Annotated in this window: 18 protein-coding genes and 1 pseudogene; 12 read left to right on the top strand and 7 right to left on the bottom strand. The window is 69.9% G+C overall.

Translation table 11 applies throughout. From position 1 onward, the window contains the following. The first annotated feature begins 53 nt into the window (after positions 1 to 53). From ACTIGJ_RS05450 to ACTIGJ_RS05425, 6 genes are all read left to right on the top strand, one after another. Positions 54 to 1,007, top strand: coding sequence for a TlpA family protein disulfide reductase (locus ACTIGJ_RS05450; RefSeq protein ID WP_439639271.1), 954 nt, complete (start codon positions 54 to 56; stop codon positions 1,005 to 1,007). A gap of 42 nt (positions 1,008 to 1,049) precedes the next feature. Next, positions 1,050 to 1,733: an ABC transporter ATP-binding protein gene (locus tag ACTIGJ_RS05445; protein WP_439639270.1), complete on the top strand. Its 684-nt coding sequence runs from the start codon at positions 1,050 to 1,052 to the stop codon at positions 1,731 to 1,733. Between the two features lie 145 nt (positions 1,734 to 1,878). Beyond that, complete coding sequence (locus ACTIGJ_RS05440) at positions 1,879 to 3,036, top strand: ABC transporter permease (RefSeq protein ID WP_439639269.1); 1,158 nt, start codon at positions 1,879 to 1,881, stop codon at positions 3,034 to 3,036. Between the two features lie 3 nt (positions 3,037 to 3,039). Next, on the top strand, positions 3,040 to 4,224 hold the full coding sequence (locus ACTIGJ_RS05435; RefSeq protein WP_439639268.1) for an ABC transporter permease: 1,185 nt from the start codon (positions 3,040 to 3,042) through the stop codon (positions 4,222 to 4,224). Positions 4,225 to 4,241: 17 nt separating this feature from the next. Beyond that, a complete protein-coding gene (locus ACTIGJ_RS05430) occupies positions 4,242 to 4,916 on the top strand; it encodes a hypothetical protein (protein WP_439639267.1) in 675 nt (224 codons plus the stop codon). Then, positions 4,913 to 5,332, top strand: coding sequence for a VOC family protein (locus ACTIGJ_RS05425; RefSeq protein WP_439639266.1), 420 nt, complete (start codon positions 4,913 to 4,915; stop codon positions 5,330 to 5,332). The genes ACTIGJ_RS05430 and ACTIGJ_RS05425 overlap by 4 nt, the downstream gene beginning before the upstream one ends. A 57-nt stretch (positions 5,333 to 5,389) precedes the next feature. Here ACTIGJ_RS05425 and ACTIGJ_RS05420 read toward each other — a convergent pair whose 3' ends face one another. The 3 genes from ACTIGJ_RS05420 to ACTIGJ_RS05410 form a co-directional block, all read right to left on the bottom strand. After that, positions 5,390 to 9,598, bottom strand: a complete 4,209-nt coding sequence (locus tag ACTIGJ_RS05420) for a hypothetical protein (protein WP_439639265.1) — start codon at positions 9,596 to 9,598, stop codon at positions 5,390 to 5,392. Positions 9,599 to 9,754: 156 nt separating this feature from the next. Beyond that, a complete protein-coding gene (gene gltX, locus ACTIGJ_RS05415) occupies positions 9,755 to 11,164 on the bottom strand; it encodes a glutamate--tRNA ligase (protein WP_439639264.1) in 1,410 nt (469 codons plus the stop codon). A gap of 55 nt (positions 11,165 to 11,219) precedes the next feature. Beyond that, on the bottom strand, positions 11,220 to 11,420 hold the full coding sequence (locus ACTIGJ_RS05410) for a hypothetical protein (RefSeq protein ID WP_439639263.1): 201 nt from the start codon (positions 11,418 to 11,420) through the stop codon (positions 11,220 to 11,222). 475 nt (positions 11,421 to 11,895) lie between these two features. Between ACTIGJ_RS05410 and ACTIGJ_RS05405 the strand changes: the two genes are divergently transcribed. From ACTIGJ_RS05405 to hisI, 3 genes are all read left to right on the top strand, one after another. Continuing rightward, entirely contained in the window at positions 11,896 to 12,774 is an 879-nt protein-coding gene (locus ACTIGJ_RS05405; RefSeq protein WP_439639262.1) for a 6-carboxytetrahydropterin synthase, read from the top strand. Between the two features lie 56 nt (positions 12,775 to 12,830). Next, positions 12,831 to 13,538 carry a hypothetical protein gene (locus ACTIGJ_RS05400; protein ID WP_439639261.1) on the top strand — a complete coding sequence of 236 codons (708 nt, stop codon included), beginning with the start codon at positions 12,831 to 12,833 and terminating at the stop codon, positions 13,536 to 13,538. Between the two features lie 90 nt (positions 13,539 to 13,628). Beyond that, positions 13,629 to 14,114, top strand: coding sequence for a phosphoribosyl-AMP cyclohydrolase (gene hisI / locus ACTIGJ_RS05395; RefSeq protein ID WP_439639260.1), 486 nt, complete (start codon positions 13,629 to 13,631; stop codon positions 14,112 to 14,114). Between the two features lie 31 nt (positions 14,115 to 14,145). Here the strand turns inward: hisI and ACTIGJ_RS05390 are convergent, their stop codons facing one another. The 3 genes from ACTIGJ_RS05390 to ACTIGJ_RS05380 all read right to left on the bottom strand — a co-directional run bounded on the left by ACTIGJ_RS05390 (position 14,146) and on the right by ACTIGJ_RS05380 (position 18,613). Next, the gene (locus ACTIGJ_RS05390; RefSeq protein WP_439639259.1) at positions 14,146 to 16,536 is read right to left on the bottom strand and encodes a DNA internalization-related competence protein ComEC/Rec2; all 2,391 of its coding nucleotides are present in this window, start codon (positions 16,534 to 16,536) and stop codon (positions 14,146 to 14,148) included. Then, the gene (gene lolD, locus ACTIGJ_RS05385; protein WP_439639258.1) at positions 16,520 to 17,248 is read right to left on the bottom strand and encodes a lipoprotein-releasing ABC transporter ATP-binding protein LolD; all 729 of its coding nucleotides are present in this window, start codon (positions 17,246 to 17,248) and stop codon (positions 16,520 to 16,522) included. The genes ACTIGJ_RS05390 and lolD overlap by 17 nt, the downstream gene beginning before the upstream one ends. Positions 17,249 to 17,353: 105 nt before the next feature. Then, positions 17,354 to 18,613: a lipoprotein-releasing ABC transporter permease subunit gene (locus ACTIGJ_RS05380; RefSeq protein ID WP_439639257.1), complete on the bottom strand. Its 1,260-nt coding sequence runs from the start codon at positions 18,611 to 18,613 to the stop codon at positions 17,354 to 17,356. A gap of 117 nt (positions 18,614 to 18,730) precedes the next feature. Between ACTIGJ_RS05380 and ACTIGJ_RS05375 the strand changes: the two genes are divergently transcribed. The 3 genes from ACTIGJ_RS05375 (at position 18,731) to gtfA (ending at position 22,860) form a co-directional block, all read left to right on the top strand. Beyond that, on the top strand, positions 18,731 to 20,245 hold the full coding sequence (locus ACTIGJ_RS05375; RefSeq protein ID WP_439639256.1) for a glycosyltransferase family 39 protein: 1,515 nt from the start codon (positions 18,731 to 18,733) through the stop codon (positions 20,243 to 20,245). A gap of 189 nt (positions 20,246 to 20,434) precedes the next feature. Then, the gene (locus ACTIGJ_RS05370) at positions 20,435 to 21,385 is read left to right on the top strand and encodes a mechanosensitive ion channel family protein (protein WP_439639255.1); all 951 of its coding nucleotides are present in this window, start codon (positions 20,435 to 20,437) and stop codon (positions 21,383 to 21,385) included. 32 nt (positions 21,386 to 21,417) lie between these two features. Further along, complete coding sequence (gene gtfA, locus ACTIGJ_RS05365; RefSeq protein WP_439639254.1) at positions 21,418 to 22,860, top strand: sucrose phosphorylase; 1,443 nt, start codon at positions 21,418 to 21,420, stop codon at positions 22,858 to 22,860. Positions 22,861 to 22,945: 85 nt separating this feature from the next. Here gtfA and ggpS read toward each other — a convergent pair. After that, positions 22,946 to 25,067 (bottom strand): annotated as a pseudogene (gene ggpS / locus ACTIGJ_RS05360) (glucosylglycerol-phosphate synthase). Between the last annotated feature and the right edge of the window lie 363 nt (positions 25,068 to 25,430).

Here is a 25,430-nt window from a genome sequence, read left to right as displayed (position 1 = left end):
TCCGGGCACGCCGCCGCACCTTTGCGACGGGCCTGCTGCTGATACTGCTGGCCATGCAACCGACCGGCGCCGCCACCGACCCGGCGCCGGCACTGCAGCTGCTGGTCTTCGGCAGCGCCGATTGCCTGGCCTGCGAGGCCACCGCCGATGCACTGGCCGCCGATGCCGGCTGGCAGCAGGCGGTGCAGCGCTTGCCGACGCGTGCGCTCGATGTCGACGGCGACGGTCGTGAGCTTGCGGCGCGCTACCGCATCGGCCGGCTGCCGACCTCGCTGCTGGTCAACGCCGACGGCGAGGAGCTGGGCCGCGTCGCCGGCGCCCAGACGCCGGCCACCTTCACGGCTGCGCTGAACGGCTGGCGACGCACGCGCAGCACCGCACGGTCGCGCAGTGCGCGGGCGGTCGAGATCACCCGCGAAGGCGCGGCCGCGCTGGCCGAGACCCTGGCCCGATATCACGCCTCGAACGACGGCGATGGCGGCTTCGCCTGGTGGCTGCGGCTGCCGATCGCGGTGCGCGGCCAGCAGAGCAGCGCGTCGCCGGAGGTGCTGCACTGGCGCAACCGCATCGAATTCCTGCAGGCGGCCCAGCGCCACAACCCGCTGCAGGCCGACGCCGGTGCCCACAAGGTGCTGGAAGACCCGCGCGTCGGCTGTGATCGCGGCATCGAGCTGGCCCGCTATCTCGACAGCACCCGCTCGCTGGACCCGGCCCGGCGGCGCGCCTCGCTGCAAGCCTTCCGCGCCGATGCCGAAGCCGCGCTGGCCCGCGATGCCTTCGCCGAACCGCCCGGCTGCGTCGACGGCCTGCCGCTGGTGCTCGCCACTGCCGATCTGCTGGCCGCGCTCGGCGAGCCCGAGGCCGAACGCCAGCTGCTGGCGCGGGCGATCACGCACTGCGAGCAGCGCATCGCCGGCGGCGCAGCCCGCGACCGTCGCAGCGCCCCGCTGCAGCTGGCGCAGCTGCGCGCCCGGCTGGCCTCGCGGGCGCCGCCGCAGGCATCCTGATCACCGGCGCAGCGCCTCACGTTCCCCCATCCCGGAGTTCCGATGACAGCCCTGGTTTCGATGCGCGGTGTGTCCAAGCGCTACACGCGTGGCAAGCAGACGGTGGAGGTGCTGAAGCAGCTCGACCTCGACATCGCCAGCGGCGATTTCCTGGCGCTGATGGGCCCGAGCGGCTCCGGCAAGACCACCCTGCTGAACCTGATCGGCGGGCTCGACCAGCCCAGCGGCGGCGAGATCCGCGTCAATGACCGGCGCATCGACCAGCTGTCGTCGAACGCGCTGGCGAAATGGCGGGCGCGCCATGTCGGCTTCATCTTCCAGTTCTACAACCTGCTGCCGGTGCTGAGCGCCGAAGCCAATGTCGAACTGCCGCTGCTGCTGACCGACCTGTCGAAGGCGCAGCGCAAGAAGGCAGTGGCGGCCGCGCTTGCCGTGGTCGGCTTGAGCGAGCGCGCCAGCCACAAGCCGAGCGAGCTGTCCGGCGGCCAGCAGCAGCGCGTGGCGATCGCCCGCGCGCTGGTCGCCGACCCGACCCTGCTGGTCTGCGACGAACCGACCGGCGACCTCGACCGCAAGACCGCCGACGAGATCCTGACCCTGCTGCAGGACCTCAACCGCCACCACGGCAAGACCATCATCATGGTCACCCACGACGCCAAGGCCGCCGAGTACGCCAGCCACCAGCTGCACATGGACAAGGGCGCGCTGGCCGGAGAGGCGCCTTGAATGGCGCGTCTCCGGCCCGCGCGGCCCGCACAGGGATGTGCGGGCAGGGCCCTGATCAACGAGGACGCCTCTGCGCCATGGACGGCTTGACGCGATCACCAACGAGCGCCCGAGTGGCGTGCCCGGTCCGCCCGGGGACCCGGTCATGAAATTCCTGCCGCTGGTCTGGGCCAGCCTGTTCCACAAGAAGACCCGGCTGGTGCTGACGCTGCTGAGCCTCGTCGCCGCGTTCATGCTGTTCGGCCTGCTGCAGGCGGTGTCTGTGCTGTTCAGCTCGGGTGCCGATTTCGTCGGCGCCAACCGGCTGATCACCCAAGCTAGGGTCAGCTTCACGCAGCCGCTGCCGCTGGCGCTGCTGCCGCGCATCGAAGCGATTCCCGGCGTGGCGCGCGTGGCGTGGTCGCAATTCTTCGGCGGCATCTACATCGACGAGCGCAACTTCTTCCCGCAGTTCGCGGTGGACCCGGAACGGCTGCTCGACTGCTACCCGGAATGGAAGCTGCCGGACGATCAGCGCGCGGCTTTCATCCGCACCAAGACCGGCGCCATCGTCGGCCGCAAGCTGGTCGAGAAGTACGGCTTCAAGATCGGCGACAAGATCCCGCTGAAGTCCTTCATCTTCACCAAGAAGGACGGCAGCCGCGCCTGGGAATGGGAGGTGGTCGGCATCTTCGACGGTCAGGACGATGACTGGGCCGGCCGCTCGAACCTGATGTACCTGAACTTCGGCCACTTCGACGACGCCCGCCAGTTCGGCCAGGGCAGCGCCGGCGTCTACATCATCCGGGTCGCCGATCCGAACGACTCCGAGCGCATCGCCAACGCCGTCGACCGGCAGTTCGAGAATTCGCCGGACGAAACCAAGACCCAGACCGAGAAGGACTGGAACCTGAGCTTCGCGCGCCAGATCGGCGACATCGGCCTGATCGTCACCGCCATCCTCGGCGCCGTGTTCTTCACCATCCTGCTGGTCACCGGCAACACCATGAGCCAGGCCGTGCGCGAGCGGATTCCGGAATTCGCGGTGCTGAAGACGCTCGGCTTCAGCGATGCCCGGGTCACCGCGCTGGTGCTCGCCGAAGCCTTCGCGCTGTGCCTGATCGGCGGGCTGGTCGGCATGGTGCTGGCCGTCGGCGCCGCCAAGGTGGTCAGCGGCCTGCTCAACGGCTCGCCGGTGGTCGTGCAGCCGGTGGTCTGGCTGCAGGCGCTGGTGACCATGGTGCTGCTGGCGGTTGCCGTCGGGATCTTCCCGGCGCTGCGCGCGCGGCGGCTGCAGATCGTCGATGCGCTGGCCGGGAGATAAGCGATGAAATTCCTTCGCCAGACCGGGCAGCTGATCCTGATCAACCTGAAGAGCATTCCCGGCCGCTGGGGCGCGACCCTGGTGATCGTCGTCGGCCTGGCCGGCGTGGTCGGCGTGGTCACCGCGCTGCAGTCGATGTCGGCCGGCATGGTCGCCACCCTGCGCGCCACCGGCAGCCCGAACCGCGCCATCGTGCTGAAGGGCGGCTCCAACTCCGAGCTGTCGAGCTTCATCACCCGCGATCAGGCGGTGGTGATCGAGCAGGCCGAAGCGGTGGCCAAGGGCGATGACGGCCGGCCGCTGGCCTCCGGCGAGCTGATCCTGATCGCCGAGCGGCCGCTGCGCCGCTCCAAGACCGACAGCAACGTGTCGATGCGCGGCGTCGGCCCGGCCGGCTTCGCGATGCGCCCGGAAGTGCGGATCGTCGACGGCCGGCCGTTCCGGCCTGGCCTGCAGGAAATCATCGTCGGCGTGAAGGCACTGGAGCAGTTCACCGGGCTCGAGGTCGGCTCGACGGTGCAGATCCGCGGCTCGCAATGGACCGTGGTCGGCACCTTCAGCGCCAACGGCGATGCCCACGAATCGGAAATCTGGATCGACATCGAGACCGCGCAGTCGGCGTTCCGCCGCAACGGCTATTCGTCGATGCTGGTGCAGCTGTCGGCGCCGTCGGCCTTCACACCGTTCAAGGACAGCCTGACCGCCGATCCGCGCCTGCAGGTCGATGTGCTGAACGAGATCGACTACTTCGCCAGCCAGTCGCGCAGCTTCACGCGGGTGATCGGCGTGCTGGTCACCGTGGTCGGCATCATCATGGGCCTCGGCGCGGTGTTCGCCGCGCTCAACACCATGTATTCGGCCGTCGCCGCCCGCACCGTGGAAATCGCCACCTTGCGCGCGCTTGGCTTCAGCAGCCGCGTGGTGGTGGTCGCGACGATCGCCGAAGCGATGACCCTGGCCCTGCTCGGCGGCGCGATCGGCGGAATCGGCGCCTACGCGTTCTTCAACGGCTACACGGTGTCCACGCTCGGCGCCGGCTTCACCCAGGTCGCCTTCAGCTTCCGCGTGACCCCGAGCCTGCTGCTGACCGGCATGGTCCTGAGCCTGCTGGTCGGCCTGCTCGGCGGCTTCTTCCCGGCACTGCGCGCGGCGCGGATGCCGATCGCGGTGGCGTTGCGTTCGGGTTGAGCATTCAGGTACCGGCCATGAGCACGATCCGATTCAACCGTGAGGCATTGCTTCACTTCTACGACGATCGCAACACGAAGCATTTCGAGTCGCTGAATCCGAAAGGTCATGTGTCAGGCATCACCGGCATGATCGGCGAGGCGCTGATGATTGGGCTGCTGTGCCAATACCTGAGTGAGACATGTCTCAGAGACGGCGTTGAGGTGCTTGATGACGTACCAAGGGAGCTTGGGGGTACCAGAAAGCTCGACGCTTGGATCGCATGCCGCAACAAGACGCGCCTGTTCCAGGTCGAGATCAAGAACTGGTCCGCACATTCAAAAGGCGGAAGAGACATGCCGCTAGAGGCAGCTTATGCGGTACTAGATGCAGAAGCTCAACTTCGCTGGCATGAATACTTCGCCGACGGCACGCTACTTCCCGACTCAGTGGACAAGGTGTGGATGAAGTGCCGCGCCCCTTTGCCGGACTTCAGCGCCATACGCAGCGAGCCCTTGCTGAGCTTCTGGCACCCGATCGCACGCAGCGCAAACGATGCAATGTCTTGCTACGAAAAAAAGGACGGCCAACGGCTCTGGGTGTTCTCCGGTTCGTTGTACCTGCGACAGCTCAAGACCGAGCACATCGAGATTCAGTCACCACATTTGAGCCGGCGATTGCAGCTGCTGAATACTCTTTGCAGATTGACATGATGCCGATACCTAACGAAGCCGGCCCCCGACGCGGCCCTTCCCGCCACGGCCTGTTCATCTATGCCGTCGATGCCGAGCGGCTCGCCGCGTTCTACGAGGCACTGCTCGGGCTCCGGCGCGTGCATGCGTCGCCGCAGGTGATCGTGCTCGGCCTGCCGGACTCCGATCTGCAGCTGGTCGTGCATCCGATTCCGCCGGCGATCGCGGCGACCATCGAGATTCGCAGCCCGCCGGAGCCGCGCGAGGACACGGCGCTGAAGTTCTTTTTCACGGTGACGAGTCTGGATGCCGCACGCGCGCTGGCGGCCGGGCTCGGCGGCTGCGTCGAGGAACATGCCTGGCCGGGCACCGGCTTCGTGATGTGCCGGGGCTGGGACCCGGAAGGCAACATCTTCCAGCTGCGCGAGTTCCGCTGAGGCCCCGGCGGGCGATCCGCTCGGATCGCTGCCGGGCCAGCGCGCGGCAGCCGGCGCCTACTCCTCGCCCTGCTTGCCGCTGCGCACGAAGCTCGATACCCGCCCGAACATGGCCACCATGCCGAGCGCGCCGGCCAGCACGGTGTTCAGCGTCGTGAAGGCATCGCTGAAGCTGTACGAGAACCAGGCGATCAGCAGCACCAGCAGCAGGTAGAACGGCATCCGCACGCGCCGCCAGGTGCCGGCCTCGAAGCCGAGCGTCCACTGTGCGTAGCGGCTGGCCGGCTCGGCGCGCAGCACGAAGCTGCGGAAGGTCGCGCAGACGATGCGCGGCTCCGGCGCCAGCACCGCCAGCCGGCGGGCCAGCAGGTCGTCGAGCACGGCGCGGTTCAGCGGATTCGGCAGCAGGCCGCGCGCCAGCTGGTGCAGCGCGATGCGCTCGGCGATCGAGCAGTGCGCCCATTCGCAGCGGAAGTTCGCCTCGACATACGGCATCACCAGCTGTTCAAGGTCGCGCAGGTCGCGCAGCGGCGGCGGTGCGCCGGGTTCGCGGGCCAGCGCGGCGTCGAGTGCGGCGTGAAGCGCGCTGCTGATTTCGCCGGTCAGCTCGACCAGCGCCACCAGCTCGTCGGCGATGGCGCGGCGCAGATGGCGGTCGTCGACCCGGGCAACCAGCGGCAGCACCGCATCGGCGCTGCCGTCGCCGGCGTGATGGCAGGCGAAATGGCGGCGCACCGCGCGCCAGCGCCGCGCCTCGTCGGCATCGGGGCCGTCGTCGTCGTCCGGGAACAGGCCGGGCTGGCACAGGCGCGGCCACGGCGGCGTGGCCGCCGTCAGCAGCAGCTGCGCGCCGGGCGCCGCGCCGTCCGCCGGCGGACGGGCGATCTCGCGCTCGATCAGCGCCAGCAGCGTCTGCCGCGAGGCCGGGAACAGCGCCGCATCGGCGACGCCGACGATGACCAGCGGCGCGGCCACGAACGCGACCAGCGGCGCATGGGCCAGCTGTTCCGGGCCGATCACCTGCGCTGCCGCCGCCGGCGGCTGCGGTGCGCCGGCCGGGCCATCGGGCGCCAGCACGTACCACCAGGCGTCGCGCGCCGGAATCCGGCCCGGTAGCCGATGGCGGACGCCGGCAGCGAAATCGGCCCCGAGCGTCGGCAGCGGCGGCAGGTACGGCAGGTCCAGCCCCAGCACCCGCCGGGCGACCAGCCGCACCAGCAGGTAGACCAGCAGCAGCGCGGCGGCGATCACCAGCGTCATCGCCACGGTGCCGATGGCGCCGTTGCCGGCGTCGTAGAGACGCCGCAGTCGCAGCGGCGCCGGGTACGGCGCGGACAGCCGCAGCGTCGCCGGGCCGTCGAAGCGCAGCGGATGCCGGTAGTCCAGCCGCGCGCCGCAGGCCGGGTTCGCCGGCAAGGCCGCGCGGCGCTGGAAGCGGCCGTCGTCGGCCTGCGGCGGGCCGTCCCCGGCCAGCGCCGGCAGCAGTGCGCCGAGCACCGGCCAGACCTGCCGGAGCAGCCACGATGGCGCGCGGAACGCCGCCGGTGCCGCCGCGCAGTCGTCGTGCGGGTCCAGGGTCCAGTCGACGCCGAGCGCAGCCACCTGCCCGGCCTGCTGTAGCGCTGGCGCCGGACGGCCGACCATCGCCATGCCGTCGAGCGCGGTGCGCCGGATGTCGCCGGTCAGCGCGGCGATCCGGTGATCGAGACTGCGGCCGGTGGCGACCATCGCCTGGCGCAGCTGCGCTTCCTCGACCCTCGGCAGCGCGTTCAGGAAATAGCCGGCCGCCGGCAGCACAGCCAGTGCGATGACGCCGGCCATCACCGCGACGATGTAGCGGTGGCGCATCTCGCGCAGCGTGTCGACCGGCGTCGGCCGCAGGTCGTCACCATCCTGGCCCTGCCAGTGGCGACGCACGCCGGCCGGCGTCCGGCCCGCCTGCCACGGCCGCTGGCTGGACAGCCAAAGCATCGCCCACAGCGTCAGGCAGGCGGTGCCGATGGCGATCACCACGCTCATCGTCAGATCATCGGTGGCCAGCCACAGCGCGATCTGGCTGCCGGAGGCCGGCAGCAGCAGCGCCATGCCGAGCCAGAAGTAGCGCCGCCGCAGGCGCCATTGCGGCCACAGCCATTGCCACAGCTCCAGCTGCCAGCCGGCCAGCGCGCAGGCCGGCACCACCAGCAGCGCGAAGCCCAGCGCCAGCAGGGCCAGCAGGGCGATCAGGCCGATCATCTCGGCCAGCGCGATCAGGCCGCTGCCGACCGCCGGCGCGCTGACCACGCCGGCGTCGAAGAAGCTGACCGCCATCCACGGCAGGCCGGGAACCGGCTCGACGACGAAGTGATGCCGCCGGCCCCGGTAGTGACCATCGAGCCGGGCCGGGCGGCCGTCGCTGATCGCCTGCGCCAGCGCCGGATCGTGGTCGACCTCGTCGAGGAAGTTCTCGTGCAGGCTGGTGTCGTCGTCGCTGTGGAACAGCACCGTGCCGGATAGCGGATCGACCACCGCGAAGCCGAGATACGGCGGCCGCAGCGCCGCACTCAGCGAGCGGACATCGGCGGCAACGCCGAACACGCCGGCGAAGCGGCCGTCCGCCGTGCGGCGTGGCACGGCGACCACCAGGGTGCGGGTGCCGTCGGTCTTGGCGTAGATGCGCTGCGCGGCGTAGCGGCCGCCAGCGGCGACCACGCCGTCCTGGCGCCAGGAGCCCTGCGCCGGCAGCGGCCAGCCGCCGCCGCGCGCCAGGCTGCGGAAGTACTCGCGCTCGGACAGGTCGATATGCGCCGTGCGCGGCTGGCAGCCGCCGGTGGTCAGGTAAGGCTCGCCCTGCACTTCGCCCAGCGCGTTGGTGGCGAACAGGGTTTCGAACGGCGGTCGCGGCCGCAGGCCATCGGCGGCCAGCGCCCGCGGCGCGACATGGCAGAAATTCGGATTGCGGCCATCGAAGCGGCAGTCCGGCCCGGCCTTCCGGCCGCCGAGCTGGAAGCCGTCGCATTGCAGCAGTCGCAGCCCGGCCTCGGACGTGGCCGGCTGGCCGGCGAAGCGCGGTCCGGTGTCATCGATCGCCTGCAGCATCCGCCGCACTTCGCCGGACAGCTCGGCCGCCACCGCCTGCGCGTACTGCGCGGCGCGGCGGGCGGCCTGCCGGTGCTCGTCGCCGCGCGCCATCAGCACCAGGATCACCACCGTGAGCAGCGCCGGAATGAACACCACCGAGATCAGCGTGGCAGCGAGCGTCGGACGGGTGGCCGCTTCCTGCGGCCCGAGCAGCAGCACGCGCAGCAGCGGCCAGGCGGCGATGGTCAGCAGCAGCGCCACCAGCAGGTACCAGAGGCCTTCGACGCCGAGCGCGGCGGTCGCATCGTCGATCGCCGACTGCCGCTCGATGCCCAGCAGGTACAGCGGCGCCAGCGGCTTGCCGCGCCGCTGTACCGGCTTTTCCGGCGCGAACGGCAGCAGGTAGATGCGATAGCGGCGGCCGCCGATCTCGGCGCTGATTTCCGCCGCTTCGCCCAGCTTCAGCTCGCTGCCGAACGCCTTTTCGGTGGCATCGGCCGCCGCCGCATTGCCGCGCCCGGCGAGTTGCCGCAGGCGGTCGCGAGCGGCCTGCACCAGGAACGGCCGGACATTGACCGGTGGCACGGTGTCCGGCACCGGCCGGTGGCTGACCTTTTCGGGATCATGCTCGACCGGCGCGGTGACCGAGGTGATGACCTGGCCCTGCTCGTCGGCCAGCAGCACGCGCTCGAAATGGCGTAGCGCGGCCGGTGCATCGAGCAGGCGCTCGGCCGGCATCGCCAGCACGGCATCGCCGCGCGATACCCGCAGCACGGCGCCGCCGACGTCCTCGTGCAGATCGCGGCAGACCAGCGCACGGCCGTCGGTTGCGATGACGGCGGCGGCCGCTTGGGCCGCAGTGATCGGCGAGCAATCGGCGGCCCGCCGGACCGGATCGAGGGGCTCGCGGGTCAGGCCCACCTCGCCATAGCGCAGCGCCGCTGGCGGGCCGCCGGTCTGGGGCGGCGCGTCGAGCAGGTAATCGATGACCGCGAGCCGAGTGTCGAACTCGCCCTGCACGCGCTTCAGCGCATGGAAGGCCTGCTCGGAACGCGCCTCGGCCTGCCGCTGGACGACCGCGAAGTAATAGGCCGCCACCGGCACCGCCAGCAGCACGGCGTACTGCGTCAGCGACCGCAGCAGGTTGATCGCCTGACCACCCACGCCGGCCAGCGCGGCGCTGGCCGTTCCCTGAACCTTGCTCATCGGATTTCCCCGGGCCTGTCGCCCGGGCTTCCTGGCCCGGGTCGCTGCTCTGCGGGGAGTGTCGGCCTTGTCAGGAAAAGGTCAACTGGCGGCCGTGAATCCGGTCACGCCGCGACCCTGCCATCGCCCGGCCTGCTGGCCGGGCATTGCGCGGCTTCAGGCGCTGCCGGCAGCCGCCGCCAGCCGGGCCAGCGTGCGCGTGCGGCCGAGCAGGAACAGCGTGGCGTCGATCGGCGGCGACACCGCCATGCCGCAGACCGCGACGCGGATCGGCTGGGCGATCTTGCCGAGCCCGAGGCCCTTCGCCTCGGCGAAGCCGTTGACCGCCGCGTGCAGCGCTTCGGTGGTCCATTCCGGCAGCGCTTCGAGCTGGCCGCGCAGTTCGGCGAGCAGCGCAAGCGACGCCGGATTGAAGTGCTTGGCGGCGTCCTTCTCGTTGTAGCCGTCCAGCTCGGCAAAGAAGAACTTCGATTTCTCGGCCATCTCGACCAGGCTGCGGCAGCGCTCGCGCTGCTGCTCGATGACGGCGCTCAGGCTCGGACCCTGGTGGATGTCGACGCCGATCTTCTCCAGATGCCACTGGAATTCCGGCACCACGACCGCCGGGTCGACCGACTTCAGGTACTGGTGGTTGACCCACCAGGCCTTTTCCATGTCGAAGCGCGCCGGGCTGGCCGAGACATGGTCGAAATCGAACTTGGCAATCATTTCCTCGCGGGTGAACAGTTCCTGGTCGCCGTGGCTCCAGCCGAGGCGCACCAGGTAGTTCAGCAGCGCTTCGGGCAGAAAACCCATGCTGCGGTATTCCATGACGCCGAGCGCGCCGTGGCGCTTCGACAGCTTGGCGCCGTCGCTGCCCAGGATCATCGACACATGCGCGTAGGCCGGCGGCGTGGCGCCGAGCGCGCGCAGGATGTTGATCTGGCGCGGCGTGTTGTTGACGTGGTCGTCGCCACGGATGACGTGGGTGACACCCATGTCCATGTCGTCGACGACGACGCAGAAGTTGTAGGTCGGCGTGCCGTCGGCGCGGGCGATGATCAGATCGTCCAGCTCGTCGCTGGCGAAGGTGATCGTGCCCTTGATCAGGTCGTTCAGCACTACCTCGCCTTCGGTCGGATTGCGGAAGCGCACCACCGGATTGACGCCGGCCGGCGGCGTCGGCAGCAGCTTGCCGGCTTCCGGCCGCCAGCGGCCGTCGTAGCGCGGCTTCTGCTTGTTGGCCATCTGCTCGGCCCGCAGCGCGTCCAGCTCTTCCTTACTCGCATAGCAGTGATAAGCCGTGCCCGCCTTGAGCATGTCGGCGATCACTTCCTTGTAGCGATCGAAACGCTGGGTCTGGTAGATCGGCGCCTTGTTATCGCCGTGCAGGCCCAGCCAGGCCATGCCTTCGAAGATCGCGTCGACCGCTTCCTGGGTCGAGCGCTCGCGGTCGGTGTCCTCGATGCGCAGCAGAAACTGGCCGTTGAAACGCTTCGCGTACAGGTAGGAGAACAGCGCGGTGCGCGCGCCGCCGATGTGCAGGAAGCCGGTCGGGGACGGTGCGAAGCGGGTGGTGACGGACATGGTCGCGCGGGCGTGAGGCTTGGGAAGGGCGCGATTCTAAACGATCGTCCCGGCGCTACTTTCCGGCCTTGGCCGGCTCCGGCGAGCCGCGTTCGACAAGCCGCTGCAGGCGTTCCAGCTGCTCGCGGATCACGCCATCGACCGGCGCCGCCCAGGCGCCGAGCCCGCCTTCGCCGCCGCCGCTGACGGCACCGCTGACCGCATAGATCTGGGGCAGCCGGGTGTCCTCGCCTTCGGCCTTCAGCTCCCAGCTCATCACCGCGCTGACCGGTTCCGGCTGCAGCGGTCCGAGCCCCCCCGGCCAGCCGCAGCAGTTTGCCGGGGCTGACGAACAGCACCCGCTGATGCTCGACGCTGCCGCCATTCGGCAGCGCTTCGCAGAAGCAGCCGCCGGCGCGGGCATCGAGGCTGAAGCTGGCGGCCTTGCCAGACCAGCTGTGCGCCGGATTCCACCAGCGCGCCGGCTCGACCAGCGCCGCCCAGACCGCGTCCGGCCTGGCCGCGATGCTGACCGCGTTGCGGGCCGTGAAGCCGGTTTCCGCCGACTTCAGCAGCTCGGCCCGCGCCGGGGTGGCCGGCAGCAGCGCAGCGACGGCGATGACAGCGGCGGCGGCCGCAACAGGACGGATCGACATGGCGCGGCTCCGGAGGCGTGGTGGACGGCCGGATTCTCCGGCCGGCGCGGCGCGCGGCGCTACACTGTGCGCCGCCTGATTCCCCGTGCCGCGCCCTTGTCCACGCCGACTTCCCGTTCGCCGTCCCGCCTGTCCAGCCTGTTCGTCGAACACCTGACGGTGATCGACTGCGCGCGCCTCGATGCCGTGCGTGGCCTGGTCGGCGAAAGCTGGATCGTCGACATCGAGCTGGTCGGCGAGCTGGATGCGCAGTCGATGGTGCTCGACTTCGGCGAGGTCAAGAAGCGGCTGAAGCGGGCGCTCGACGACAGCGCCGACCACACCCTGCTGGTGCCGCTGCGCGATCCCGGCCTGCAGGTGACGCATGGCGACGGTCGCGTGACGCTGCGCCACGACGGCGCGGCCGGCCGCATCGACCACGCCTCCCCGGCCTGCGCGGTGACCCTGGTCGACGCGGCGCGGATCGATGCCGATGCGCTGGCCGCCCACCTGGCGCCGATGCTGAAGGCGGTGGTGCCGGACAGCGTCGCCGAACTGCACTTGAGCCTGCGCGACGAGGGCATCGACGGCCCGCTGTACCACTACACGCACGGCCTGAAGAAGCACGCCGGGCACTGCCAGCGCATCGCCCACGGCCATCGCTCGCGGCTGGAGATCCGCATCGACGGCGAGCGCGATGCCGCGCTGGAAGCTGTGCAGGCGGCGCGCTGGGCCGACATCTACCTCGGCACCCGGGAAGACCTGAAATCCGACGCCGGCGGCCGCCATCGCTACGAATACCGCTCCGCCGAGGGCGCGTTCATGCTGGAACTGCCGGCGGCGCGCTGCGAGGTGCTGGCCTCCGACACCACGGTCGAATGCATTGCCGATCATCTGGCCGATGCGGTGGCCGCGCTGCGGCCGGGCCGGACGGTGACGGTGCGCGCCTACGAAGGCGTGATGAAGGGTGCGATCGCCCGCCGCCACGCCGCCTGAGTCCGGCTGCCGGCAGTTCAGCCGAAGTTCAGATCGCCGGCGTAGAGTCGCCGCCCATGAACAGATCCTCGACCGTGTTTCGCGTGCTGACCCTGACTGCCGTCGCCGCACTGGCATCGGCCTGCGTGTACGCGCCGCCGTACGAGGAATCGTCGAACTACTACAGCCACTCGCAGCGCTACAACGCCTACAACTACCCGCAGGCCTACTACGGCCCGGGCTACTACGGCCCCGGCTTCTACGAACCGGGCTGGTACGGCAGCTACTACTACCCGGGCGGCTACTACAACGGCCAGCCGTACTACGGCAGCAGCGGCGGCTTCTATGCCGGCCGGCCGTACTACGGCGATCGCGGCCGCGATTGGGACCGAGACCGGGATCGGGATCGGGACGACGACCGCAACCACGATCGCGGCGGCCGCCAGCCGCCGGTGATCTACGACCCCAACCCCGGCCGCAAGCCGCCGCGCGAGCCGGATCGCCGCCCGCACGACGACCGCGACGACGGCCCGCGCAACCCGCCCGGCAACCGTCCGCCGGACCGACCCTACGATCGGCCGGTGGATCGCCCGCAAGACCGGCCGGCCCCGCGACCGCCGACGCCGGGACGCCCGTCGGTCTACCCGCAGCCGCAACCCCAGCCGGCACCGGCACCGCCGGGCCCGCGCGCCAATCCACCGGACAGCAGCCGGGGCAGCGATCGCAGCCCGCCGACGCCGTACGGCATTCCTGGCCGCAGCGGCCTGGGTCGGCAGCGTGACTGACCCCCTGGGCAGACACCGACGGCAGTGCCGCTGAAGGGCGGCGGGGCGCCCCGCTATAATCGCTGCCCGTTTGCTTTTCGTTGAACCGCCATGACCGCTGCTTCCCAGGACGTCCGCTTCGAATCCCGCCAGACCATCGAGCAGGTCGAGGAAGGCCATGACCTGGCGCCGAAGTTCGACGAGCACGGCCTGATTGCCTGCGTCACCACGGCAGCCGCGACCGGCGAAGTGCTGATGCTCGGCTATATGAACGCCGAAGCGCTGAAGAAGACCATCACCACCGGCGAGGCCCACTACTACAGCCGCAGCCGCAAGGTGCTGTGGCACAAGGGCGCGACCTCCGGGCTGGTGCAGAAAGTGGTCGAGATGCGCATCGACGACGATCAGGATGCCGTCTGGCTGCGCGTGGAAATCCCCGGCGACGCCAGCTGCCACGTCGGCTACCGCTCCTGCTTCTACCGCTCGATCCCGACCGGCGAAGGCGACTTCACCCGCGTCCTGAAGTTCGAGGAGAGCGAGAAGATGTTCGACCCGAAGGTCGTCTACGGCGACGCGCCGAATCCGACGATTCTCTGAGTCGGCGCTCGGGGGTTCTCCGAGCCGGCGCTCAAGGAAGCCGCCGCCAGGCCTCGTCCGGCGGCGTTGACCACAGCCTCGGGCGCGCTTGCCGCGCCTCGGCAACGCGCCAGCCGTCCGGCATGACAGTGATCGCCACCGCGCCACTGTCGCCGGTCGACAGCTGCCGGATGCCCCGCGCCGCATAGCGGGCGACGACCTCACGCGACGGATGCCCGAAACGGTGGTGCCAGCCGGCGCTGTGCACGCCCAGCGCCGGCGCGACGGCGGCGATGAAGGCGTCGGTCGACGAGGTGCGCGAGCCGTGGTGAGGGGTCACCAGCACCGTGGCCGGCAATGACGATGCGGCTTGCGCCCGCAGTTCGGTCTCGCGCCTCGCCTCGATGTCGCCGGCCAGCAGGACGGCGTGATCGCCGAAGCGGATGCGCAGCACGCAGGAGCCGTTGTTGTCCGATCCGCCGGCTTCCGGCCCGGCCAGCAACTCGAAATCGACGCCGTCCCAGCGCCAGCGCTCGCCGCTCACGCAGGGCCGATCGCTGCCGGCGCCGCTGCGCAACGCGATCGGCAGCGCCGCCGCCACCGCCGGCACGCCACCGCGATGATCGAGATCGCCGTGCGAAACGATCAGCCGGTCGAGCCGTCGCACGCCGCTGCGCAGCAGGTAGGGCACCACCACCGAACGGCCGGCGTCGAAGCCGCCGGGATAGGCCGGACCGGCGTCGTAGAGCAGCGTGTGGCCGGCGGTATGGACGACCACGGCCAGCCCCTGGCCAACATCGAGCACGGTGACGCGGAAGCCGCTTTCGTCGACCGGCCGGGGCGGCGGCAAGGCCAGTGCCGACAGCGCCAGCAGGCCGAACAGGCGCAGCGGCACGCCAGCCGGCGCGAACAGCGCCAGTGCGCCGAGCAGGGCCAGCAGCAGCGCCGCCGGCTCCGGGCTGGCCGCCGCCCAGGCCTGCGGCGTGGCAGCGGCCAGCGCCAGCAGGCCGTCCTGCGCCAGTGCCAGCAGATCGGCCACCCGCTGCAGCAGCGGCAGGCCAATGGCCGGCAGCAGCGCCGCCAGCAGCAGCGCGCCGATCAGCAGCGGGGTCAGCAGCGCCGCTAGCGGCACCGCGACGAGATTGACCAGCGGCCCGGTCAGGCTGGTGCCCTGGAACCAGTACAGGGTCAGCGGCGCGAGCATCACGCTGAGCATCAGCTGCACGGTGATCGCCGCGCGCCAGGCCGGCGGCGGCGACCGCCGCCCGGCCGAGACGTAGAAGATCGCGGCGACCGCCGCGAAGCTCAGCCACAGCCCCGGCGCCAGCAGGGTCAGCGGATCGAGCGCGACGATCAGCCCCCAGGCCAGCGCCAGCGCCCGCCCCGGCTGACCGAGCCCACCCCAGGCGCCGGCCAGCGCCAGCAGGCCGGGCATCAGCGCGGCGCGCTGCACCGGCGGCTCGAAGCCAGCCAGCAGCGCGTAGAGGAAGGCCGCCAGCACCGAGGCGGCCAGCGCCGCGCTGGGCGCCGGCAGCCGCAGGCAGAAGCCCGGGAACAGCCGCCACAGCGCGCGGACCAGCCAGAAGACCACGCCGGCGACAATCGCGACATTGAAGCCGGAGATCGCCACCAGGTGCGTGGTGCCAGTCAGCCGGAACGCCTGCCAGTCGTCCTCGTCGAGCCCGGAGGTATCGCCGAGCGTCAGCGCCGCCACCATCGGCAGCGCCGGATGGCCAGGCAGCCAGGCCTGCAGCCGATCGGCGAACGCCTGCCGCAGGCGCAGCAGGCGGTGGCTGCCACCGGCTGCGCAGCGTTCGCCGCTGCGCACCGTCGCGGTCGCGCCGATGCCCTGCCGGAACAGCCAGGCTTCGTAGTCGAAGCCACCGGGATTGACGCTGCCATGCGGCGTGCGCAACACCAGCTGCAGCCGCCAGCAGTCGCCGGCGCGCAGGTTTTCCTGGCTGCGGTACCAGGCCACGCGGACTCTTGGCGGCAGCGCGCGATCGGCTGGATCGAAGCGGAAACGCCAGGTGATGGTGGCGGGCTCGCTGCGCGATTCGCCGTCGAAGCCGCCCTCGCCGCGTTGCGCCTGCGGCAGCGAGGCGATCACGCCTTCGACGACCCTCACCTCGCCGAAACGCGTGGCCGGCCAGCGGCTGTCGATGACCTCGCCGGCCGCCAGCGCCGTGATCGCCGCGCCTGCCGTGAAGGCCAGCAGCAGGTCTCGCCAGCGCCGGACCAGCAGGGCGCCGATCAGCAGCGCGGCGTAACACCCCAACGGCGGCAGCGCCGCCAGCTGCAGCAGCGCCAGCGCACCAATCGTGAAGGCGAGCACCAGCACCACCGGCCCGGCGCCAAAGCCGGCGCCGCCGCGCTGGCGCGACCACAGCCATCCCGCTGCGCGGGAGGCGCCCGCAACGACGGCTTCAGCCGGGCCGGACACCCTGCAACAGCAGTTCGGGCGTCATCGGCACGAGGCCGCCCGACTGCAAGGCTCCGATGCGATCCATGCGCGCGGCCAGCTTCATGTCGTGGGTGACCACGATCAGGCTGGTGCCCATCTCCCGGTTCAGTTCCAGCATCAGCTCGAACACCGTTTCAGCGGTGCGGGTGTCGAGATTGCCGGTCGGCTCATCGGCCAGCACGCAGGCCGGCTTGGTGACCAGCGCCCGCGCCACGGCCGCCCGCTGGCGCTCGCCGCCGGACAGCTCGCCCGGCTTGTGGTCGAGCCGCGCACCCAGCCCGACGCGATCCAGCAGCTGCGCCGCCGTGGCCATCGCCTCGCGGCGCGGCGTGCGCCGGATCAGCAGCGGCATCGCGACGTTCTCCTGCGCGGTGAATTCCGGCAGCAGATGGTGGAACTGGTAGACGAAGCCGAGGCTGGCATTGCGCACCCGCGAGCGTTCGGCGTCGCTGAGTGCGCTCATCTCCCGCCCGGCCACCGACACCGTGCCCGCACTCGGGGAATCGAGCCCGCCGAGGATGTGCAGCAAGGTGCTCTTGCCGGCGCCGGAGGAGCCGACGATGGCCATGCGGTCACCGCGCTTGAGTTCGAGGTCGATGCCGGAGAACACGGTCAGGTTCAGGCGGCCGTCGTCGAAGGTCTTGGCGAGGCCGTGGCAGGCGATGACGATGTCAGAAGCGTTCGCGGTCACGCTGGATTTTCCTGTACGGCGAGTTCGCGCGCCTTGGCGCTCCGTCTCGCCTTGCTCACATCCCCGCGATGAAACCGCGGGGCCCCTGCTCGGTGGCTCGCGGATTCACTCATACCTCAGCGCCTCCGCCGGCTGCACCCGCGAGGCGCGCCAGGCCGGGTACAGCGTCGACACCAGACCGAGCGCCAGCGACAGCAGGCTGATCTGGATCACGTCGGCGATCTTCAGGTCCGATGGCAGGTCGCTGATGTAGTAGATGTCCGGCGACAGGAACTGCCGGCCGGTCGCTGCTTCCAGTAGCGGCACCAGGGTCTGCACGTTGACCGCCAGCAGCACGCCGAGGCTCACCCCCAGCACCGTGCCGATCACGCCGATCACCGAACCCTGCACCATGAACACCGCCATGATCGAGCGCGGCGTGGCACCCAGCGTGCGCAGGATCGCGATGTCGGCCTGCTTGTCCTGCACCACCATCACCAGCGTGGAGACGATGTTGAACGCGGCGATGCCGACCAGCAGCGACAGGATCAGGAACATCACGGTTTTTTCGGTGGCCACGGCGCGGAAGAAGTTCGCGTGGCTGCGGGTCCAGTCGGACACGAAGTAGGCGCCGGGGGTCGCCAGCGCGATCTCGCGCGCCACGCGCGGCGCCTGGAACAGGTCATTCAGCTTGAGCCGCACGCCGGTGACGTTGTCGCCCATCCGGTACAGCGCGGCGGCATCGTCGAGATGCACCAGCACCAGGCCGCGATCGAACTCGTACATGCCGATGCGGAACACGCCGACCACGTTGAAGCGCCGGAAGCGCGGCAGCACGCCGGCCGGCGTGACGCTGAGCTGCGGAATCATCAGGTCGACCTTGTCGCCGCGCGTCACGCCGAGCTGCTGGGCCAGCTCGTAGCCGAGCACGATGTTGAACGCGCCGCCGGCCAGATCGGCCAGCGTGCCGCTGGTCATGTGGGCGCCGATGTCCGACACCTTGGCTTCTTCCGCCGGCAGCACGCCGCGAATCACCGTGCCGGAAATCTCGCCGCCGACCTTCACCAGCGCCTCGCCTTCGATGTACGGCGCGGTGCCGGCCACATCCGGATTCTGGCCGGCCATGCGGGCCACTTCACGCCATTCCGGCAGCCCTTCGGTATTGCCGGAAATGGTTGCGTGCGAGGCCATGCCGAGAATGCGCTGGCGCAACTCGCTCTCGAAGCCGTTCATCACCGACAGCACCACGATCAGGGTCGCGACGCCGAGGCCGATGCCCAGCATCGAGGCCAGCGAAATGAAGGAAATGAAGTGGTTGCGGCGCTTGGCGCGGGTGTAGCGCAGGCCGAGCAGCAGTTCGTAGCGTTCACCGAGCACGGCGTGCATCCGGCGAAGACAGGCGAGGCGCGGCCGGCTGTCGAAAAAGAGGGGTCCAGGTCATCGAAAGATTAGAACACAGGGCATCGCTAGAATCCGTCGACCCCACCGCTCGAAACCCGCACCTTGCGCTCTTCCCCGCTGCCCCTGCCGACCCGCCCGGACGATCGCCGCGGCCTGCCGCTGCTGCTGGTCATCATCGTGCTGCTGACCGCCTGGCGGGCGCTGGCGATCGCTGCCAGCGGGCTCGACCTGTACGTCGACGAGGCCCAGTACTGGACCTGGTCACAGGCGCTCGACTGGGGCTATTTCTCGAAGCCGCCGATGATCGCGGCGGTGATCGCGGCCACCACCTCGGTCTGCGGCGACAGCCCGCTGTGCGTGAAATCCGGCGCGCTGCTGCTGTACCCGCTGACCACGCTGCTGATCTGGGCGATCAGCCGCCGCCTGTTCGACGCCCGCACCGCGTTCTGGACCGCCGTGGTGTTCATCACCCTGCCGGGCGTGGCGCTGTCGAGCGTGATCATCTCCACCGACGTGCCGCTGTTCCTGTGCTGGTCGGCAGCGCTGTACGCCTACCTGAAGGCGCTCGACCACGACACCTGGCGCTGGTGGCTGGCGGCCGGTATCGCCAGCGGCCTGGGGCTGCTGACCAAGTACACGATGGCGATCTTCGCGGTGTCGGTGCTGCTGCATCTGGCGATCACGCCGGGCCTGCGCGCGCACTTCCGCAGCCCGAAGCTGTATGTCACCGCCGCGCTCGCCGCGCTGATCTTCGCGCCGAACCTGATCTGGAACGCCGCCAATGGCTGGCCGACCCTGGGCCATACCGCGCAGATTTCCGGTCTGGAAGGCGGTTTGAACGGCGGGCAACACGGCCTGAACTGGAAATCCTTCGGCGACTTCATCGCCGGCCAGCTCGGCATCCTCGGCCCGGTGCTGTTCATCGCCTGGCTGGTGCAGCTGGCGGCCGCGAAGCAATGGCTGCGCGACGAGCGCTACCGGCTGCTGGCCTGCTTTGCGCTGCCCTTCCTGGGCGCGATCACCGCGCAGTCGCTGATCGGCCGCGCCAACGCCAACTGGGCAGCGATGGCCTATGTCGGCGGCACCCTGTTCGTCGTCGCCCGGCTGCTGGAAACGGGCCGGCGATCGCTGCTGATGGCGGCCCTGGCGCTGAATCTGGCGGTCACCGCGGTCGCCTACCACTTCGATGCGCTGGCCGCTGCCGCTGGCATCGAGCTGAACCGCAAGAACGACGTGCTGAACAAGCGGGTGCGCGGCTGGCGCCAGTACGGCGAGCAGCTTGCTGCACGGCAGGCGGCACATCCGGAGGCGATCCTGCTCGGCGACGCCCGCGATCTGATCGCCGAGGCGCGCTACTACGCGGGCACCGCCGGCCGGACGATGCTGAAGTGGAACCCCGGGCACAAGGCCGACGACTACTACGCGATGTCGACCACGCTCGATGGTCTCGATGGCCGCAGCTTCGTGTTCGTGTCGCGCGAAGCCGCGCTGCCGGCCAGCATGGCCGGCCGCTTCGACGTCACCGCCGAGCTGGAGCCGATCCACATCGCGATCCACCGCGACTATGCGCTGGATTTCCACGTCTGGCTGCTGAGCGGCCTGCAGCCGGGCGATTGAACGGCAGCGGTTTACTCAAATGCCGACCGTTGACGGCACTTTGACGACGCATTCGCAGCTGATGCATCAATTGCATTGAACTTCGGCGAATTCATCGGGGTCGGACCTGAAGACCCGCGCGCTGCGCGGGCAACGCGCCGGCCCTGCGGGGACCGGCGCGGCTGATTCCGTCCGCCCTGCCGTCTGCCGATGATCGACCGCGAAACGCTGCTGGAACTCGTCAATGTCACCGACCTGCTGCAGGCCAGCCTGCGGGTCGCCGTGGTGCTGCTGCTCTGGTGGCTGCTGACCCGGGCGCTGAAGGTGTTTCTCGGCCGGCTCGGCACCCGGCTGCTGGCGCGCGCCGAAAGCGCCGACGAGAACCCGGTGGAGGCGCGCAAGCGGATCGAGACGCTGGTGCACCTGCTGACCCAGATGATCCGCATCGTGCTGTTCGTGACATTGGCGCTGGTGCTGCTGATGCAGCTCGGCGTGCAGGTCGGGCCGCTGATCGCGTCGGCCGGGATCATCGGCCTGGCGGTCGGCTTCGGTGCTCAGTCGCTGGTCAAGGACGTCATCACCGGCTTCTTCATGGTGATGGAGAACCAGATGCGGGTCGGCGACGTGGTGACCATCAACGGCACCGGCGGCCTGGTCGAGATGATGACGCTGCGCACCGTGGTGCTGCGCGATCTCGGCGGCGTCGTGCACATCTTCCCGAACGGCAGCATCAACACGGTCAGCAACGCCACGCGCGGCTGGTCGGCCTCCCTGTTCGACATCCGCATCAGCCTGCGCGCCGACCCGGACCGGGCAATCGCCGTGCTGCGCGAGATCGGCAACGCGCTGCAGGCCGATCCGGTCTACGGCCCAAAGATTCTCGCGGCGGCGGAGATCTTCGGCGTCGAGCGCATCGAGGACTCGGCGCTGGTGATCCGCGGCCGCATCAAGACCCACCCGATCATGCAATGGGAAGTCGGCCGCGAACTGCTGCGCCGCGTGCATCGCCAGTTCGCGGCGCACGGCATCGAGATCCCGTTTCCGCAGCGCCAGCTGCACTTGAGCCGCGACGCGCTGGCGGATCCACACCTGGCCGCCCTCGCCGGGCTTGCGCAGCCGAGCGCCGTGGCGGCTGCGCAGGCGCGCGAAGACGCCGGCTGAGACACCCGATCCACGCCCTCAGGAGAACGCCCTTGCCGCTGACCAACAAGATCCAGCTGATCGCCTACCCCGACCGCATGGGCGCCAATCTGGCCGATCTGCGCGCGGTGATCGACCGCCATTTCGCCCGGGCGATCGGCGGCATCCACATCCTGCCGCCGTATCCGTCGAACGCCGATGGCGGGTTCTCGCCGCTGACCCACAAGGAAATCGACCCGCGCCACGGCAGCTGGGCCGACATCGAGGCGCTGGCGGCGCGCTACGACGTCTGCCTCGACCTGACGCTCAACCACATCAGCGATCAGTCGGCCGAATTCCAGGACTTCATTGCCCGGGGTCACCAATCCGAACACGCCGAGCTGTTTGTCCATGTCGACCAGCTGGGGCCGATCTCGCCGGACGATCTCGCCCGCATCCACATCCGCAAGGAGAAGGAGCCGTTCCGCGACGTGCGCTTTGCCGACGGCAGCACCGGCCAGGTCTGGTGCACGTTCACCGAGCACCAGATCGACCTGAACTATTCCTCGCCGAAGACCTATGCGCTGATGGAGGACACCATCGCCTTCCTCGCCGCGCGCGGCGTGCGGCTGCTGCGCCTCGACGCCTTCGGCTACACGACCAAGAAGATCGGCACCTCCTGCTTCCTGGTCGAGCCGGATGTCTACGACATCCTCAAGTGGATCAACGGCGTCGCCCAGGAGCACGGCGTGGAAACGCTACCGGAAGTGCACGACCACGCCAGCTTCCAGTACGCGATCGCGCTGCACGGCATGCACCCGTACGGCTTCGCGCTGCCGCCGCTGCTGCTGTACACGCTGCTCGACAACAACAGCACCTACCTCAAGCAGTGGCTGCGCATGTGCCCGCGCAACCAGATCACCGTGCTCGACACACACGACGGCATCTGCATCCCCGATGTCGAGGGCGTGCTGCCGAAGGCGGAGATCCAGGCGGTGATCGACAACGTCGGCTCGCGCTCGGCCGATCCGATCCTGCGTCGTTCGGCGGCCAACGTGCATACCGTCGGCGCCATCTACCAGCTCACCTGCACCTACTACGACGCGCTCAAGCGCAACGACGACGCCTACATCGCCGCCCGCGCGATCCAGTTCTTCGCGCCCGGCATCCCGCAGGTCTACTACGTCGGCCTGCTGGCCGGCCAGAACGATCCGGAGCTGATGGAAGCCAGCGGCGAGCTGCGCGACATCAACCGCCATCACTACACGCTGGCGGAGATCGACACTGCCGTGCAGCAGCCGGTTGTGCGGAGACTGATCGCGCTGATGGAATTCCGCTGCAGCCATCCGGCCTTCGACGGCGTGTTCCACCTGATGTACTCGAACGACTCCAGCGTCGCGATGTGCTGGCGCAACGGCGAGATGCAGGCCGAGCTGTTCGTCGACCTGAACTTCAAGAAGACCACCCTCCGCTACGTCGACGTGAAGTCGAAACGCTGGCTCAGCCTGCGCGCCTGAGCTCTCGCGCAGCGACAACGCGGGGCGGCGACGCGGGGCGGCGACGCGGGGCGGGCCACCGACGCCCTGCGCCGCCGCTGGTGCTTCAGCCGACGGCGGCCAGGAACTCGCTGCGCCAGCGCTGCACGTCGTTGTGGCGCACGGCATCGTGCAGCCCGCGCAGCCGCTGCGTGGCTTCGTCGGGCGGCATGTCGATGGCCGTGCCGATCACCGCCAGCAGGTCGGCCGGGTCGTGCGGATTGGTCAGCAGCGCCTCCTTCAGCTCGGCAGCGGCGCCGGCGAACTCCGACAGCACCAGCACGCCGTGGCCCTGGCGCGCGCCCTGTACGGCGATGAACTCCTTGCAGACCAGGTTCAGGCCGTCACGCAGCGGCGTGATCCACATGACCGCAGCGTTCGCGTAGCTGGCCAGCAGGTCCTCGAACGGCACCGCGCGGAAGAAGTAGCGCAGCGGCGTCCAGTCGAGCCGGCCATAGCGGCCGTTGATGCGGCCGACCACCTGCTCGATCTGCGTCTGCAGTTCGGCGTAGACCATCATCTCCTTGGCGGCCGGCACGCAGACCGCATGCAGGGTGATCTGCCCGTGCAGCTCCGGGCGCGCGGCCAGCAGCGCCTCGTAGGCCAGCAGCTTTTCCAGCGTGCCCTTGGTGTAGTCGAGCCGCTCGATCGACAGGATCAGCCGCATCGCGCCGAGCTGCCCGCGCAGCGTCTCGATCTGCGCCTGCACGCGCTCGGTGGCCAGCAGCGCTTCGATGCGTTCGACATCCAGGCCGACCGGGTGCGCGCCCAGCCGCACGCGGCGGCCGTGCACCTCGATCATCGAGGTCATGCGGTCCAGGCCGACGGCGCAGCCGTAGGTCAGATAACGCGGTGCGCAGCTTTCCCAGGCCAGCGGCTTGATCGGCATCACGCCTCGGGCGACGTCGATGAAGTTCTCGACCTGCCGTGGAATGTGGAAGCCGATGTAGTCGCACTGCAACAGGCTGCCGACGATCGTGCGCCGCCAAGGCAGCACGTTGAAGACGTCCGCCGACGGGAAATAGGTGTGGTGAAAAAAGGCGATGCGGACATCGCTGCGCAGCTCGCGCAGGAAGGCCGGCACCAGCCACAGGTTGTAGTCGTGAATCCAGACGGTGGCGCCATGCGCTGCCTCGCGGGCGGCGGCGATGGCGAACTTGCGGTTCACCTCGACGAAGATCTGCCAGTGGTCGTCGCGGAACGTCGCCCGCTCCCAGAACGTGTGCAGGGTCGGCCAGAAGGCTTCCTTCGAGAAGCGCTTGTAGAACACCTCGACATCGTCGGCGGTCAGCGCCACCCGGGCGGCGACCAGGTTCGGATAGCGCTCGACATCGACCGCCGTGCGCGCCTCGAACGCGCCGGTGTCGGGGTCGATCGTCGACCACGCCACCCAGGCGCCGCGCTGGCCGCCGCTGAACAGGCTCAGCAGGGTCGGGATGATGCCGTTCGGCGAGCCGTGCCGGCGGCGCAGCACGCGGCCATCGACGATCGCCTCCTCGTACGGCAGCCGGTGGTAGACTACCACCAGCTCCGATTCGCCCGGCTCCTGCACGGCCGTGCGCAGGCTGTCGAGCCCGCGTTCGCCGAGGAAGCCGAAATGGCTCAGCGCCTGCAGGATGCCGCCGCAGCCGGGCCGCGTGGCGTGCAGCACCCGCGCCATTCGCTGCGTGCCCGCCAGCAGGCCGGCCTCGGATTCGCCGACGCAGACGCCCTTGAAGCCCTGCTCGTACATCGACAGGTCGTTCAGCGTGTCGCCGGCCACCAGTACCGTTTCCGGATCGATGCCGAGCTGGGCGACCAGCGCGCTCAGCGTCGAGCCCTTGTTGACGCCGCGCGGCAGCACGTCGAGGTAGCGCTCGGCCGAGAACAGCAGCTCGCAGTGCAGCTCGGCCGCCCGGTCGTGCATCGCCGGCGTGATCACCTCGGCGGCGCAGCGCGATCTCGTGCTGCAGCGGCTGGATCGGCTGCAGGCTCAGACCGTCGACGACGGTCGCGCCGACATCGCAGACGATGTAATCGGGCTGCGGCAGCGATGGATCGGCCAGCAGCGGCAGCACGGTTTCCAGGCCGCGGCCGGTGACATAGGCGAGTCGGATGTCGGGATGACCGGCCACCAGCCGGTACAGCTGCTGACGGTCGGCGGCGCTGCCGCCGAGGAAGGTGCCATCGAGATCGGTTGCCAACAACATGGGGTGCAGTGCTCCTTCGTGCGTCCGGTCGACGCGCGGCGGGCCGGACGGCGTCGTTCTGGACGCCAGCCGCCGGGCGCAATCCCTACCGCCAGCCGGGCCGGCAACGGGATCACGCCATGACCATCGGGGTCGGCGCGCAGCCGCTGCGCGCATCGAGACCGGGTTGACCCGCTTGCGGGCCGCGGAATGCGCCGGCCGGCAAGGCGGGCGGCGCGCGATGGGCCGAAATCAGGAGATCGGCCCTAAGGCCTGGCGTCGGGGGCAGGAGTGCCAAGGGTGCGAGCCAGGCCGACAGGGTACCCGACCTGCCGCCGCGATGGCCGCTCGCCGGCTGCCGAGGCACGCTTGTCCTGCAGCGCC

The organism is Nevskia sp., assembly GCF_051860985.1.
GTDB lineage: Bacteria > Pseudomonadota > Gammaproteobacteria > Nevskiales > Nevskiaceae > Nevskia.
This window is presented reverse-complemented; position numbering and strand designations above follow the sequence as displayed.

What these genes read in the sequence shown, in the direction of transcription:
- ACTIGJ_RS05380 (WP_439639257.1), bottom strand. Translation starts at nt 18,613, where the DNA reads ATGCACGCCGTGCTCGGTGAACGCTACGAACTGCTGCTCGGCCTGCGC.
- ACTIGJ_RS05435 (WP_439639268.1), top strand. Translation starts at nt 3,040, where the DNA reads ATGAAATTCCTTCGCCAGACCGGGCAGCTGATCCTGATCAACCTGAAG.
- ACTIGJ_RS05410 (WP_439639263.1), bottom strand. Translation starts at nt 11,420, where the DNA reads ATGAGCTGGGAGCTGAAGGCCGAAGGCGAGGACACCCGGCTGCCCCAG.
- hisI (WP_439639260.1), top strand. Translation starts at nt 13,629, where the DNA reads ATGACCGCTGCTTCCCAGGACGTCCGCTTCGAATCCCGCCAGACCATC.
- ACTIGJ_RS05400 (WP_439639261.1), top strand. Translation starts at nt 12,831, where the DNA reads ATGAACAGATCCTCGACCGTGTTTCGCGTGCTGACCCTGACTGCCGTC.
- ACTIGJ_RS05450 (WP_439639271.1), top strand. Translation starts at nt 54, where the DNA reads ATGCAACCGACCGGCGCCGCCACCGACCCGGCGCCGGCACTGCAGCTG.
- gltX (WP_439639264.1), bottom strand. Translation starts at nt 11,164, where the DNA reads ATGTCCGTCACCACCCGCTTCGCACCGTCCCCGACCGGCTTCCTGCAC.
- ACTIGJ_RS05420 (WP_439639265.1), bottom strand. Translation starts at nt 9,598, where the DNA reads ATGAGCAAGGTTCAGGGAACGGCCAGCGCCGCGCTGGCCGGCGTGGGT.
- ACTIGJ_RS05445 (WP_439639270.1), top strand. Translation starts at nt 1,050, where the DNA reads ATGACAGCCCTGGTTTCGATGCGCGGTGTGTCCAAGCGCTACACGCGT.
- ACTIGJ_RS05430 (WP_439639267.1), top strand. Translation starts at nt 4,242, where the DNA reads ATGAGCACGATCCGATTCAACCGTGAGGCATTGCTTCACTTCTACGAC.
- ACTIGJ_RS05370 (WP_439639255.1), top strand. Translation starts at nt 20,435, where the DNA reads ATGATCGACCGCGAAACGCTGCTGGAACTCGTCAATGTCACCGACCTG.
- ACTIGJ_RS05425 (WP_439639266.1), top strand. Translation starts at nt 4,913, where the DNA reads ATGATGCCGATACCTAACGAAGCCGGCCCCCGACGCGGCCCTTCCCGC.
- ACTIGJ_RS05440 (WP_439639269.1), top strand. Translation starts at nt 1,879, where the DNA reads ATGAAATTCCTGCCGCTGGTCTGGGCCAGCCTGTTCCACAAGAAGACC.